14 protein-coding genes and 1 tRNA gene are annotated in these 12,769 nt (G+C 70.3%); 8 read left to right on the forward strand and 7 right to left on the reverse strand.

From position 1 onward, the window contains the following. Positions 1-62: 62 nt before the first annotated feature. The 3 genes from ACFYO8_RS16965 (at position 63) to ACFYO8_RS16975 (ending at position 3,630) form a co-directional block, all read left to right on the forward strand. On the forward strand, positions 63-887 hold the full coding sequence (locus ACFYO8_RS16965; protein WP_354871367.1) for a DUF3105 domain-containing protein: 825 nt from the start codon (positions 63-65) through the stop codon (positions 885-887). A 9-nt stretch (positions 888-896) separates the two neighbouring features. Further along, positions 897-1,562 (forward strand): DUF305 domain-containing protein, encoded by a 666-nt coding sequence (locus ACFYO8_RS16970; protein ID WP_354871369.1) that lies wholly within the window; start codon positions 897-899, stop codon positions 1,560-1,562. A gap of 160 nt (positions 1,563-1,722) precedes the next feature. After that, positions 1,723-3,630, forward strand: coding sequence for a BTAD domain-containing putative transcriptional regulator (locus ACFYO8_RS16975; protein ID WP_354871371.1), 1,908 nt, complete (start codon positions 1,723-1,725; stop codon positions 3,628-3,630). A gap of 340 nt (positions 3,631-3,970) precedes the next feature. Here the strand turns inward: ACFYO8_RS16975 and ACFYO8_RS16980 are convergent, their stop codons facing one another. The 5 genes from ACFYO8_RS16980 to ACFYO8_RS17000 all read right to left on the reverse strand — a co-directional run bounded on the left by ACFYO8_RS16980 (position 3,971) and on the right by ACFYO8_RS17000 (position 7,665). Continuing rightward, a complete protein-coding gene (locus ACFYO8_RS16980; protein WP_354871374.1) occupies positions 3,971-4,171 on the reverse strand; it encodes a hypothetical protein in 201 nt (66 codons plus the stop codon). Between the two features lie 96 nt (positions 4,172-4,267). Next, entirely contained in the window at positions 4,268-4,756 is a 489-nt protein-coding gene (locus ACFYO8_RS16985; RefSeq protein WP_354871377.1) for a S26 family signal peptidase, read from the reverse strand. Then, positions 4,753-5,295, reverse strand: a complete 543-nt coding sequence (locus ACFYO8_RS16990; protein WP_354871380.1) for a MauE/DoxX family redox-associated membrane protein — start codon at positions 5,293-5,295, stop codon at positions 4,753-4,755. The genes ACFYO8_RS16985 and ACFYO8_RS16990 overlap by 4 nt, the downstream gene beginning before the upstream one ends. Positions 5,296-5,305: 10 nt before the next feature. Then, positions 5,306-7,117 carry an ABC transporter ATP-binding protein gene (locus tag ACFYO8_RS16995; protein ID WP_357708275.1) on the reverse strand — a complete coding sequence of 604 codons (1,812 nt, stop codon included), beginning with the start codon at positions 7,115-7,117 and terminating at the stop codon, positions 5,306-5,308. 38 nt (positions 7,118-7,155) lie between these two features. Beyond that, positions 7,156-7,665, reverse strand: a complete 510-nt coding sequence (locus ACFYO8_RS17000) for a hypothetical protein (protein WP_354871385.1) — start codon at positions 7,663-7,665, stop codon at positions 7,156-7,158. Positions 7,666-7,909: 244 nt separating this feature from the next. Here ACFYO8_RS17000 and ACFYO8_RS17005 point away from each other — a divergent pair, with 244 nt between their 5' ends. Continuing rightward, positions 7,910-8,605, forward strand: coding sequence for a winged helix-turn-helix domain-containing protein (locus ACFYO8_RS17005; RefSeq protein ID WP_354871387.1), 696 nt, complete (start codon positions 7,910-7,912; stop codon positions 8,603-8,605). Positions 8,606-8,680: 75 nt separating this feature from the next. Further along, positions 8,681-8,752, forward strand: a tRNA-Arg gene (locus tag ACFYO8_RS17010). Positions 8,753-8,839: 87 nt separating this feature from the next. Here ACFYO8_RS17010 and ligD read toward each other — a convergent pair. Further along, on the reverse strand, positions 8,840-9,799 hold the full coding sequence (ligD, locus tag ACFYO8_RS17015) for a non-homologous end-joining DNA ligase (protein WP_354871390.1): 960 nt from the start codon (positions 9,797-9,799) through the stop codon (positions 8,840-8,842). Positions 9,800-9,888: 89 nt separating this feature from the next. On the opposite strand from ligD, the gene ACFYO8_RS17020 reads away from it, so the two are divergent. Beyond that, positions 9,889-10,290: a helix-turn-helix domain-containing protein gene (locus ACFYO8_RS17020; protein WP_355094367.1), complete on the forward strand. Its 402-nt coding sequence runs from the start codon at positions 9,889-9,891 to the stop codon at positions 10,288-10,290. Between the two features lies 1 nt (position 10,291). On the opposite strand, the gene ACFYO8_RS17025 is transcribed toward ACFYO8_RS17020, so the two are convergent. Beyond that, positions 10,292-11,470 carry an FAD-dependent monooxygenase gene (locus ACFYO8_RS17025; protein ID WP_354871395.1) on the reverse strand — a complete coding sequence of 393 codons (1,179 nt, stop codon included), beginning with the start codon at positions 11,468-11,470 and terminating at the stop codon, positions 10,292-10,294. Between the two features lie 56 nt (positions 11,471-11,526). Between ACFYO8_RS17025 and ACFYO8_RS17030 the strand changes: the two genes are divergently transcribed. Further along, the gene (locus tag ACFYO8_RS17030) at positions 11,527-12,117 is read left to right on the forward strand and encodes a helix-turn-helix transcriptional regulator (RefSeq protein ID WP_355094365.1); all 591 of its coding nucleotides are present in this window, start codon (positions 11,527-11,529) and stop codon (positions 12,115-12,117) included. Positions 12,118-12,208: 91 nt separating this feature from the next. Continuing rightward, positions 12,209-12,754 (forward strand): TetR/AcrR family transcriptional regulator, encoded by a 546-nt coding sequence (locus ACFYO8_RS17035; protein ID WP_354871400.1) that lies wholly within the window; start codon positions 12,209-12,211, stop codon positions 12,752-12,754. The last annotated feature ends 15 nt before the right edge of the window (positions 12,755-12,769 follow it).

Genomic DNA, 12,769 nt, shown 5'->3' on the forward strand with positions numbered 1-12,769 from the left:
CGGCGACCCAGCATGTGAACCGGTCCCGCACTCCCCCTGACCGACCGACCTGACGAGGCACGATGAGCATCAGCACCCCGGGCGGCCCGGAACGCCGTCCCACCGTGGTCAGCACCGGCAAGAAGCCGGCCGCCGGCCGGCCCGCGGCTGCCGACAAGCCCGCCGCGAAGGCCGGCTCGGGCAAGGCCGAGGGCGGCAAGGGCACGCCACGGCAGGGCGCCGGGGGCAAGGGCCGCAAGCCGATCGCCCCGGTGAAGGTCAGCCAGGGCCGCTCGTGGGGCCCGATCGCCCTGTTCGTCGCGGTCGGCGTACTGGCCGTGGGCATCATCGGCGTCGGCGCCTGGGCGGTCTACCAGGGCGCCCAGCCCTGGCAGAAGCGGGCCGACGCGATCGACGGCCTCGTGAACTACCGCGACAAGGACCCCGAGAGCCTGAAGTACGAGAAGCACCAGTCGGGCCCCCTGAAGTACAAGTACCTCCCGCCGGTCGGCGGCGTGCACAACGACGCCTGGCAGAACTGCATGGGCGACGTCTACGACGCCCCCATCGCCAACGAGCACGCGGTGCACAGCCTGGAGCACGGGGCGGTGTGGATCACCTACCGCACCGATCTGCCGCAGGACCAGGTCGAGAAACTGGCCAGCAAGGTCCGCGGCACGGAGAAGATGATGATGAGCCCGTACGAGGGCCTCGACAAGCCGATCTCCCTCCAGGCCTGGGGTTACCAGCTGAAGGTGGACAACGCGGACGACAAGCGGATCGACGAGTTCATCAAGGATCTGCGGGTCAACGCCTCGGTCGAGGGCCCGACCGCCCTGTGCAACCAGGGCGTGACGGCGACGGGCACCACCCCTCGTGACCTCGGCCCGCAGATGCCGACTCAGTAAGGGGTCAGCATGAATGCCACCGACACCACCGACGTCGAACCGGCGGCGGCCCCGGACGTCGACCAGGACGTCCACGTTCCCCGTCGTTTCGGCGCCCTGGCGCTGACGGTGACCCTCGTGGTCGGCCTCCTACTCGGGTACGCCGGCGGTTTCCTCACCCCACAGCTCACCCGGCCCGGGGACAACTCCGCCGAAGCCGGCTTCGCCCGGGACATGACGACCCACCACTCCCAGGCCGTGGAGATGAGCCTCACCGCCTACCGGTCCGCCACCCTGCCGGGCGTACGCCAGATCGCCGTCGACATCGCGACCGGGCAACAGGGTGAGATCGGTGCGATGCAGACGTGGCTTCGCGAGTGGGGCCTGAGCCCGACCGGCTCCGAGCCGCCGATGTCCTGGATGCCGGACGGCCGGGCGTCGATGCGCGATGGGCTCATGCCAGGCATGGCCAGCAGCGCGGCGATGAAGCAGTTGCGCGAGGCGCAGGGCATCGAGGTGGACCGGCAGTTTCTGGCCCTCATGATCGAACATCACCTCGGCGGCATCCACATGGCCGACGCCATCCTCAAGGCGAGCGACAACAGCGAGGTGGTGCGCGTGGCCGGCACCATGAAGGCCACCCAGCAGAACGAACTGAACAGCCTGCTCGACCTGCAGCGACAGGCGAAGGGCTGAGGTCGGACGCCGATGCCGGCTGACCGTTCGGGTCAGCCGGCATCGGCGTCTGTCATCCCGGGCAGTCCCATATGTCGATCATTCACGCCCCCACCGGACGTCGATCCTGACCTATCCTGTAGCTGGCCGCTTACAGAGGGCCGGACGCAACGGGGGGCAAGTGAACGTTCAACTAAAAATTCTGGGGCCGATCGACGTGCTCGTGGAGGGCACGTCATCCGCCCCCGCAGGCATCAAGCCGAAACAGCTGCTCGCGGCGTTGATGCTGGATCCCAACTCGGTCATGCCAACCGATCGCCTGGTAAGCGCGCTGTGGCCCGAAGAACGGCCGGCTTCGGCCTTGGAAAATCTGCGGACATACGCCACAGCGATCCGGCATTCGCTGCGATCCACCGGGAACGCGGGCATCAGCCTGACCACCATCCGCCTCGGATACCGGCTCAATGTGCCGCCTCACCTGCTGGACCTCAGCCAGTTCGAGGAACTGACGGCTCGCGCCCGGGCGGCTACCGCCTCGGGCAGGTTGTCGGACGCCGCGAGTTCCCTCGGTGAGGCTCTGCAGCTCTGGACCGGAGCGGCCGGGGAAGGGCTGCCGCGCAGCGGCTGGCTCGGCAGCGCGCTGGATTCGCTTGACGAGTCACGGACGATCGCCCTGGAGGAACGCGCCGATGCCTGGCTGGGCCTGGGCCGGTACGCCGAGCTCATCCCCGAGCTTCTCCGGCTGACTGCTGAGCACCCGCTGCGGGAACGGCTCTGGCAGCAGTTGATGCTGGCCCAGTACTGCAGTGGCGCGGCCGGCGAGGCGCTCGAGACCTACGCGAGGGCACGCCGGACACTTGTCGATCAGCTCGGTATCGAGCCCGGCGACGAACTGGTCGAGCTGCAGCGTTCGATCCTGCGGAGGGACCTGCCCGCCGCCTCGGCGCTCGCTGATCAGACATCGGTCGGGCCGCCCGCAGACGCTGCGAGCGGACGGTACGGGACTCCGCCGGATCACGCGCGGGGGCGGCAGAGCGCCGGCCGGCCCGCCGCGGACGAAGGTTCACGCCCCATACCGCTCCAGGTGCCAGCGCCGCCCGTTCCCTTCGTCGGGCGGGAGAAGGAGGAGCGGCTGCTGAGGGAGGCGATGACGGCAGCCGACACCGACGCGCCGATGGTCGCCCTGATCCGGGGGCCGCTCGGGACCGGGAAGTCGGCGCTGGCCAGCCGCGTCGCTCACGGGCTGCGCGACGCGTTTCCGGACGGCCAGTTGTACGTCAATCTCCGGGAATGCGGCTCGCCGCACACCTCGACCACGACGCTTCACGCCGTCCGGCATCTGCTGAGGAGCCTCGGTCGGGACGTCCCATCCGACGCCACCCTCTCCGAAGCGACCTGCCTGCTTCGATCCGTCCTCGCCTCCCATCGTCTCCTGATCGTGATCGACAACGCCGTCTGCGAGAGCTCAGTGGTCGCGCTGCTGCCCGCGTACCCGGGTTCGTCCGCGATCGTCACGAGTTCACGCGAGTTCGCGCTCACCCAGGCGGGTCGCCAGACGCGACTGGGTCCACTGGACGACGCCGACGGCCTTCGGCTGCTCGGATCACTGGTCGACCCCGCCGTGATACGTGCCGATCAACGAGCGGCGGCCGAGATCGTACGACTCTGCGGCGGGATCCCGCTGGTGCTCCGCGCCGCAGCAGCGCGGCTGGCCAGCCGGCCGAATTGGTCGGTCGCCATGTTGCGGGACAGCCTGAAAGATGGCTGTGGCCGCCTTGAGGGCCTCCGGCTCGGCGAGTCCTCGCTGCGGGAATATCTCCGTTCCGCGCTCGACGAACTGGCAGCGGAGCAGCCGGCCGCCATCGAATTGCTGAGCCGGCTGGCCTTGTTTCCCACGCGCTTCCGGCAGTCGGACATCGCCCATCTGTTCAGGCCGGGAGGCTCCCGGTCCACGCTCCAGATCGGCCCCTCGGAGCTGGAAACCCTTATCGATTTCCACCTGCTGGAGACACCGGCACCCGGCTATTTCGACCTGCCGGATCTCGTCCGGGTTTTCGCCTCCGACCTCTCCAAGCACAAGGTCAGCTAACGACAGCTGAATGTACGACATCTGTCACGATCGCTGTATGGGAAAGGAATAGCCTGTCGGCATCAACATCCGCGATCAGATGGAGGCCACAATGACCGCAATGCTCACCCGGATGGCGGACCAGGCACTGAGCCGGGTAGTCCCCCGCGTCGTGGCCGTCGCCAAGGTGTGCGGGTGCGATCCGGGGTCGACGTGGTGCACCAGTGGCACCGTCCGGTGCAGGTGCAACAGCGATTGCGTGACGACCTACTGCTACTGCCCCATCAACGGCTGCCGCTGACGAGCAAAGGAAGCGGGCCGCTCCTTCCATCGGATGAGCGGCCCGCTTCTTTTCTGCCTACTACCAGGGACCGCAGACCGACGTCAGGCACTTGCAGTAGTGGGTCAGGCAGTCCGCCTTGCAGCAGCAGGCTTCGCGGAGCGAGTAGTTGCGGCAGTAGCAGGACCCCGGGTCGCAGGCACAGACCTTCGCCTGCGCCGGAACCTTCGGGACGACCCGGCCGAGCATTCGCGCGCCGAGACGCTCCAGGGTATTCCTCACATTTTCCTCCTTCTCCTGGGGGATTTCCTCGAGATTAGACGGGCTTGGTACAACGACTGCGCCAGCAAATGCACAGAGCCTTCTGTATTCGGTCCATCAAGGCGATCCGAGGACAACGCCCAGCACTGATTCGGTCGCCACGTAGCCGAATCGACGTGAGTCGAAGCTCCGATCCGGATTGTCACCGAGCACCAACATCTGCCCGGCGGGCACCACGGCGCCGAGCGCCGAGCGCCACTGACGGAACTCCGGCGGCACCGGCTCCCCTTCGGTGGCCGCCACTCGCTTGACGATCCACTTCTTGTCCGGCTCGGACTCGCCGGCCGGCCAGAATCCCTCCGGACCGACCCGAACACCTGCCTGCCATGAGTCGACCGAACGCCAGGGCGGCGGTTGGCCTACCACCACGACCTGGCCCGCCACCGGCCTGGCGCCTCGCATCCGACGCGCCAGAACGCGGCTGCCTGCCCGAAGCGTCGGCTCCATGCTCTGGCCCTGCACCTGCACCAGCAGCAGCCGCCGGCGAGCGAGGACGACTGCGCCCACTGCGACGCACACCGGCACCGCAAGCCACAGCCCGGTCATCGGGCTCCCGCTCCGGGCGACGGCGCCAGGACCTCGGCGATGTCTTCGAACGCCACCACGACCACCGCGATCACCACCGCGCCACCGATGGAGAGCAGCACGGCGGGCAGTGCGAGCGGCGCGTCGCTCGCCCCGCCGACCAGCCCGGCGAACCCGATGGCCAGCAGCAGCCCGTTCCGGACGAGGTGCCGGCGGCCGAAGTCGACAGCGGAGCCGCCGAAGCAGGGACAGGCGACGCGAGTGCCGCGGGCCAGCACCAGACCGATCGCCGCGGTGAACGACGCGAGCAGAACGATGGCGAGCACGAACCCCGCCGTGCCCGTGCCAGCGCTCGGGAGGCCGAGCAGCACCACGGTGATGATCTCGCCGACCACTACCGCGACAGCCACGGTCGGCACGACGGCCTTCGGCAACACGCGCATGTCCGCCAGGCCCTTCCGGAAGGCCACGAAGGCGGCACCACTCTTGATCTTGCCGACTGCCGATGCGACGAACACGAGCGCCAGGACCGTTCGTCCGAGAACTTCTACGTACTGCATGTGTCGTGTCCTAACTAGGAGATCTCTGCATGTCCGAGTAGCCCGACGCCTGCGTCTCGTAGAGCTCCGCGTATTCGCCACCCCGGCCGACCAGTTCCTCGTGGCTACCGAGTTCGGTGATGCACCCGTCACGCAGCACCGCCAGCACGTCGGCGTCGCGTAGCGAACTCATGCGGTGCGAGATCAGCACTGCGGTTGCGCCCGTCCGGTGCCGTCTCACCAGATCGTTCACCTCGTGTTCGGCGACAGCGTCCAGACCCGCGCTGGGCTCGTCGAGGATCATCAGGTCGCGCCGGCCCCGGAACATGGCGCGCGCCAGCGCGATCCGCTGCCACTGGCCGCCGGAGAGAAGCACGCCGCTCTGCGCTTCCTCCTCCTCACCGAAGTTGCGGAACATCCGCGTGAGCAGCGTGTCGTAACCACGGGGCAGTGCGGCGAGGGCCGCGTGTGAGCCGGCCACGCGGCTCGCCTCCTGGATCGCATCCCGGTCACCGAGCCGCCGTATGTCACCGATGGCTACGTTCTCCGCCGCCGACAGGTCGTAGTGCATGAAGTCCTGGAACAGCGCGGAGATCCGCTCACGCAGGGCCCGCGGGTCGTACTGGCGCAGGTCGACGCCGTCCCAGAGGATCTCTCCCCTCGTCGGGTCGTAGAACCGGCACAGAAGTTTGACCAGGGTGCTCTTGCCCGCCCCGTTGCGGCCGACCAGACCCAGCACAGCGCCCTGTGGGATGAAGAGGTTGACGCCCCGGAGGACCCACGGGTGGTCGTCGGCGTATCGGAACCAGACGTCGCGCAGTTCGATGCCCCGACGTAGTGCGGTGATCGGGACGGGGCCGGCCGGCACCGGCAAGTCGGGCTCCGCATCGATGACGTCCTGGTAATGCCGGAACAGCATCAGTTGCTGATTGCTCCTGGCGACGACCAGCACCGCCGCGCTCAGTGCGGTCTGGACACCGCCGACGCTGGTCACGAAGAGCGTCAGGTCGCCGACCGAGAACACACCGGCGCGCGCCCGCGCGACGGCCCACAGCAGTCCCCCACCGGAGACCGCAGCGGCGAGGACCGCCAGCAGGGCCTGGGTGCGGAGCTCACGTCTCTCCTGAGCGCTCCGGGCCCGATTGGCGATCGTCCGCTCACCGAGCATCCGTCGACGCAGGAACGACCCGATGTTGAACAACCGGATCTCCGTCGCCGCCTCCAGGCTGGAGAGCAGCCCGCTGAAGAACAGTTCCCGCCGTTCGACCGGGCTGAGCCCCCATGCCAGGACCGCCCGCTGGCGGGCCAGTTTCAGCTCGGCCAGCAGCACCGGGACGACAGCGGCGATCACGAACCCGACCATCATGGGACTGATCAGGGAGAGAGCGGTGACGAAACCCGCGAGGGTCAGCACCTTGGCGACGATGCCGAACAGGTCGCTGACAAGTTGGGTCGACGTGACGCCGGCCGCCTGCTGGGCCAGCCGCAATCGATCCTGGAACGCGGGATCCTCGAAGCGTCTCAATCCCGAGAAGGTGTCGAGCGCAGCATAGAGCCGGTCCTGCGCCAGCAGGCCGGTCGCGCGGCCGAGGTGCTCGCCGAGAAACCGTTCGAGCTGCGGCAGGAGCGCCGCCAGCACTCCGACCCCGGTCAGCGCCAGGGCCACCGCCACCGTGTGGTCGCCCGCGCCGAAGCGCGGATCGATCTCGTCGATCAACTGCTTCATCAGCCAGGCGGCTGCCACCGGCACGCCGGCCTGTCCGAAAACCACGCATCCGTAACAGAGGACGAACGCCGGTGCGGCCCGCCACGCGAGCCGCACCGCCGCCAGTGATGTCCTCACCGGGTCTTCCGTGTTCCCACGAGCACCGGGGGCCGTGGTCAGCGTCGCGCGGACGCCAGCACGGGGAGGTGGGAGAGCGTGTGCCCGCCCGACTCCACGACCCCGGCGTCGCCCATCACGTAGATGGCAGGGAAGCCGCTGCCCTTGAAGACGTCGAGCATCGGCTGCCCACCCTTGGCCGCCAGCACCGTCGCGACGGGCGACAGCTGCCGGACCATGTCCTTCGTCTCGAAGTCGTCCGCCGCCGCGACCACGGCGAAGACGCGGGACGGGCCGTCCGGCTGCGCGGACGCGTACTCGATGAAGTCGGGCACCTTTTCGATGCACGGCTGGCAGTTCGGTGAGAAGAAGGCGACGACAGCCCCCCGGGGGAGCATGGCCCGGTTGACCACCGCACCTTGCACGGTGTGGGCGGTGAAGTCGTCGATCCGCTCGCCCGCCGGGAACAGGCCCTCGTTCGAGCCGGTGCCGCCGTGTGGCTGCGCGAGCAGCTGCGAGTGCTCCCGGAGGCGACGAACGACGCCAAGGGTAAAGATCAGGTTCAGCATCGCGATTGCCCCTACCAGGACTACCGCTCCAACGATGTATGGCATCGGGTGACCTCCTCAGTGCAGTGGAGACACGCTAGGCACATCCGCTACACCCGGAGCTACGAGCGTCGTACACGTCGTCATGTACGGCCGGGTAGAATGCCCCTTTTGTCCGTTGGCTTCTATATGAGTCCTAAGTTAGGAACGAGAAGGTTGCTGCCTTATGCGTGACCAGTTGTGATTCGGGCTCGTTGCCCAAGACGTGGGGGTTGCACTCAGAGACGCAGGGCGGTCGGTGACCAGCTGGTGCCGACGCCACACCATCGGCGGTGACGGAGCGGTGGCAGCCGTCCGTCGCGGACTGCGGCAGGGCGAGCCGGGAACGCTCAGCCGCGAACAGGAACTCGAACTCATCGACGTGCTCCGGGGGATCCACCCCGACGAGTTCGGCCTCGACGAGGAGCTCTGGACACGGCAGAGCCTGACCGTCCTCATCGAGCGCCGGTTCGGGCTGACGATGGACGCCGGCACCGTCGGGGCGTACCTGCGGGCCTGGGGGCTCGGGCCCCGCGAGCCGCGCGAGCGGGCCTGCGGCCTGTGCGTCGGCGCGGTCGAGCGCTGGGTACGCGGCGAGTACCCGGCGATCACGCGGGCGGCCCAGGAGCACGCCGCCGAGGTCTACTGGATCGGCCGGGTACGCCTGCGCGGCACCATGCCCGCCGCCGACGTGGTCTCGGCGGTCTCCTCACGGGGACGGGTGCGGTTCATGGTCACCACACCGTCGGTGGACCCGCCACTGCCCCGGGACTTCGTCCTGCGGCTCAGCGGCGCCGAGGAACGCACGGTGCACCTGATCGTGGACGGCTCGTGGCCGCGCAACGAGTGGCCGCGCCGGCTGCCCCGGCGGGTCGTGCTGCACCCGCTGCCGAGCTGCGGTCGCGCCGTCGCCGCCGCCTGACCGACGAAGATCGACTCGCAGGGGTACCGATTCGGTGATCCGGGAGGGGGTTTGCTACTCTTCTCGGGTCGCTGAGCCCCCGTAGCTCAGGGGATAGAGCACCGCCCTCCGGAGGCGGGGGCGCAGGTTCGAATCCTGCCGGGGGCACACTTGCCAGCAAACCGCGATCACCGCAAGGCCCTTGACCAGCCCGGTCGAGGGCCTTCGTCGTGTCCCGGGCCACCTGAGCAACCCTCACCCGGCCTCGCGGCGGGCCTTCGCGCGGCGCTTGCCCTCGTGCATCGCCTGCACCCGGGCCACCGGAATCGTCCGACCCTGCTCGACCAGGTCCGCAGGCAGCCGCTGCGGCGCGGGCAGCGCCTCCGCCCAGGGATCCCGGTCACCGAGCAGCGCGGGCACGGTCCGCACGGTGAAGTCGGCCGGGCTCGCGCTCTCCAAGTCGGTCCAGCCCACCGGGTACGACACCGGGGCGCCGGGCCGGATCCGAGGGCTGTAGGCGGCCACCACTGTCGCCCCGTACGCCCGGGTGGAGTCGACGAAGACGCGGCCGCCGCGGTCGGCGACGATGAACGCGGTGGTCGCGGCCGCCGGGTCGAGCCGTTCGGTACGGGCGGCGAGCGCCCGGGTCGCGGCGGCGGCCTCCTCCGCCGTGGTGGCCGGATCCACCGGCACGATCACGTGCAGTCCTTTCGCCCCGCTCGTCTTCACCGCGCCGGCCAGCCCGGCGTCGGCGAGCGCCTGGCGCACCAGCAGCGCGACCCGCACCACGGCGCCGAACGCGTCCCCCTCCGGCGGGTCGAGGTCGAGCACCAGGTGGGTCGGGTGCTCGGGCGCCCCGGTGCGGGCCAGCGTCGGGTGGTACTCCACCGCCCGCTGGTTGGCGAACCAGAGCAGCGTCCGCCGGTCGTCGCAGAGGGCGTACGAGATCTTCCGGTGCGACGCCTCCGCCCACACCTCGGTGCGGCGGACCCAGTCGGGCGTGTACTTCGGCAGGTTCTTCTGCATGAACGGCTCCTGGCCGGGCCGCACCCGCAGCACCGACAACGGCCGGTCCCGCAGCTCCGGCAGGATCCGGTCGCCCACCGCGTCGAGGTAGTCGACCAGGTCGCGTTTGGTCGCCCCGGCGCCGTCGAACAGCGGCTGGTCGAGGTTGGTCAGCGACACTCCGGCACGGGTCTCGTCAGCGGCGGCCATCGGACCACCATCCCGGGCCGGGCCCGGCTCGGCAACCCCGACACGGCGTCCCGCGCGTCCCGGCGGCCCGCACCTGAGACGATCGGGAGGTGGGTGAGGCGGAGGCGGACCGGTGCGGAGCAGGCCCTGCGGAGCAGGCGAGCGCCTGCACCGTGCGGGAGGCGCTGGACCGGGTCGGCGGCAAGTGGGCCATCGGCATCCTGATCGCCGCCTCGGCCGGCCCGATCCGCTTCACCGAGTTGGAGCGCCGGGTCGAGGGGATCAGCCGCCGGATGTTGACGCTGACGCTGCGCAACCTGGAGCGGGACGGGCTGCTGCACCGGCAGGCGCATCCCACCGTGCCGCCGAAGGTGGAGTACACCGCCACCCCGATGGCCCGGGAGCTGTACGAGTCGCTGGTGGCGCTGACGAGCTGGGCCGAGCGGCACCGCGAGGCGATCAGCGCGGCCCGGGCCGAGTACGACCGCACGCACGGCCGCCCACCGGCCTGACTCAGTCCGGCACCCGCTCGGCCCAGTCGATGTGGTGGTCGAACAGCCAGGCCTGGGCGGCGCCGCCGTCGCGCGCCAGGTAACGGGCGGCCAGTGGCATGCCCAGGTCCCGGATCAGCCGCCCGACCGGGCCGGCGACCTTCGTGGTGCTGGTCCGCCGCCCCTGCGCGACCACCCGCTGCACCCGGTCGCGGCGCAGCCGCTCGTAGGCCCGGAACGCGGCCGGCACGTCCGGCAGGTCGCGCAGGCAGCGGGCGAGCTGGACGGCGTCCTCGAAGGCCATCGCCGCGCCCTGGCCGGAGGAGGGGGCGGCGGTGTGCGCCGCGTCGCCGATCACGATCATGCGGTCGCGGTGCCAGACCGGCACCGAGGGCAGGTCGTACGTGGGCCAGCCGTACTCGATCCGCTCGGTGTGGTCGAGGATCCGCGTCGCCGGTCCCGGGTCGCCGGCGAGCAGCGCCCGCAGCCGGGACCGGGCCTCGTCCGGGTCGGTCGCCGCGGGCCGCTCCCGGCTCGGCTCGACCGGCTGCGGCGGGTTGGCGAACCACCAGACCTCGTCCTCCCCCACCACGATCCAGCAGAAGAAGCAGCGCCGGCCGAACATCATCTGCATCACGCCGCGCTCGTCGGGCAGGCGCAGCCCCCGGGCGAAGCCACCGGCGTTCAGCAGCGGCACGTAGCGCGGCGCGGGCGCGGCCGGGTCGATCAGCGTGCGGACCCGGGAGCGCAGCCCATCGGCGCCGACCAGCAGGTCACCGCGGGCGGTACGGCCGTCGGCGAACCGGGCCGTCACCCCGCCGTCAGTCGTCTCGGCGCCGGTCAGCCGCGCGCCGTGGACGAACTCGACGCCCCGGCGCAGCGCCTCGTCGCGCAGCGCCCGGTAGAGGTCGGAGCGGCCGACCGTACGGCTGCCGGGCACCCCGAACTCGGCGAGCCGGCGCCCTCTGTGGTTGTGCATGAGCATCCGGGGCGTCGGGTGTCCGAGCCCGGCCACCAGGCCGTCGAGTTCGATCGCGCGCAGCGCGTCGAGCCCGTTGGCCGACAGCGTCAGGAACGCGCCCACCCCGATCGCGTCCCGCGGATAAGCCTCGTACACGGAGGCGTCGATGCCGGCGCGCCGCAGCGCCATGGCGGCAACCGGGCCGGCCAGTCCGGCACCGACGACGAGAGAGTTAGTCATTCCATGACTATACATAAAATGACTATGGCGCGACAGGGGGCACCTAGGGTGGTGCCATGACGGTTCGTCGCTCGCCGCTGGCGATGATGGTGCTGGCCCTCCTGGTCGAGGAGCCGATGCACGCGTACCGGATGCAGCAGCTCATCCGGGAGCGGGAGAAGCAGGACGTGGTGAACGTCGCGCAGCGCAACAGCATCTACCAGACCATCGAGCGGCTGCGCCGCGACGAGCTGATCCGGGTGGCCGAGACCAGGCGCGAGGAGGGGCGGCCGGAGCGCACCGTGTACGCGCTCACGCCGGCCGGCCGGCGCACGCTCGACGGGTGGCTCGCCGACGCGCTCGCCACCCCCGCCCGGGAGTTCCCGGAGTTCCCCGCCGCCCTGTCGTTCCTGCCGATCCTGCCGCCCGAGGAGGCGGCCCGGCGGCTCGACCAGCGGGTCGGCGCCATCGAGGCACGGTTGCGCGAGCGTGAGGCCGCGCTGGCCGGGGTAGAGCTGCCCCGGCTCTTCCTGATCGAGGACGAGTACCAGCTGGCGCTGCTCCGCGCCGAGCTGGACTGGGTACGCCGGCTCGTCGCCGACCTGCGCTCCGGCGCGCTCACCTGGTCCGGGGAATGGCTCGCCGACTGGACCGGCACACCGTCCTGACCTGCACAGACCGGTCATTGTGGCGAACACCACGGACCGGATCTGACCGATCGGTCAGCACCTGACCGATCGGTCAGGCATGCTGGAGGACATGGCGCGACCGACCACCGCCACCCACGACGAGCTGCTGGCAGCGGCCGCTCGCCGGTTCGCCCTCACCGGGTACAAGGGCACCTCACTGCAGGACATCGCCCGTGATGTCGGCTGTTCCAAGGCGACGGTGCTCTACCACTTCGCCAGCAAGGACGCCCTGCTCTGCGAGCTGATGGCCCCGGCCATCGCGATGCTGGAGGAGCTGGACGCCCGGATCGCCGCGCACACCGGCGCCGAGGCCCAAGGCGTCGCGGCCGAGGGCTTCGTCGACCTGGCGGTCCGCTTCCGCCGCGAGATCGCGCTGCTCCGGGGCGAGTTCTCCGACCTGCTCCAGCAACCCACGTTCACGCACATCCAGCAGATCTCCGAACGGCTGGTCGCGGCGTTCGCCGGCTTCTCCGACCGTCCGGAGGCCCGCGTCGCGGCCCTGGTCGTGCTCGCCGGCATCGCCGAGACCTGCGGCGAGTTCCTGGACATCCCCGACGAGCAGCTCCGTCCCGCGCTGCTCGCCGTGGCGTACCGCGCGCTCGAAGTCACCACCTGATCCGAACCCGAGGAC

The organism is Micromonospora sp. NPDC005257, assembly GCF_042872445.1.
Taxonomy (GTDB): domain Bacteria; phylum Actinomycetota; class Actinomycetes; order Mycobacteriales; family Micromonosporaceae; genus Micromonospora.

Excerpts from the sequence above, each read along its gene's own strand:
- ACFYO8_RS16985 (WP_354871377.1), bottom strand. The coding sequence starts at position 4,756 with ATGACCGGGCTGTGGCTTGCGGTGCCGGTGTGCGTCGCAGTGGGCGCA.
- ligD (WP_354871390.1), bottom strand. The coding sequence starts at position 9,799 with ATGGCCGCCGCTGACGAGACCCGTGCCGGAGTGTCGCTGACCAACCTC.
- ACFYO8_RS16990 (WP_354871380.1), bottom strand. The coding sequence starts at position 5,295 with ATGCAGTACGTAGAAGTTCTCGGACGAACGGTCCTGGCGCTCGTGTTC.
- ACFYO8_RS17025 (WP_354871395.1), bottom strand. The coding sequence starts at position 11,470 with ATGACTAACTCTCTCGTCGTCGGTGCCGGACTGGCCGGCCCGGTTGCC.
- ACFYO8_RS16965 (WP_354871367.1), top strand. The coding sequence starts at position 63 with ATGAGCATCAGCACCCCGGGCGGCCCGGAACGCCGTCCCACCGTGGTC.
- ACFYO8_RS17035 (WP_354871400.1), top strand. The coding sequence starts at position 12,209 with ATGGCGCGACCGACCACCGCCACCCACGACGAGCTGCTGGCAGCGGCC.
- ACFYO8_RS16970 (WP_354871369.1), top strand. The coding sequence starts at position 897 with ATGAATGCCACCGACACCACCGACGTCGAACCGGCGGCGGCCCCGGAC.
- ACFYO8_RS17030 (WP_355094365.1), top strand. The coding sequence starts at position 11,527 with ATGACGGTTCGTCGCTCGCCGCTGGCGATGATGGTGCTGGCCCTCCTG.
- ACFYO8_RS17000 (WP_354871385.1), bottom strand. The coding sequence starts at position 7,665 with ATGCTGAACCTGATCTTTACCCTTGGCGTCGTTCGTCGCCTCCGGGAG.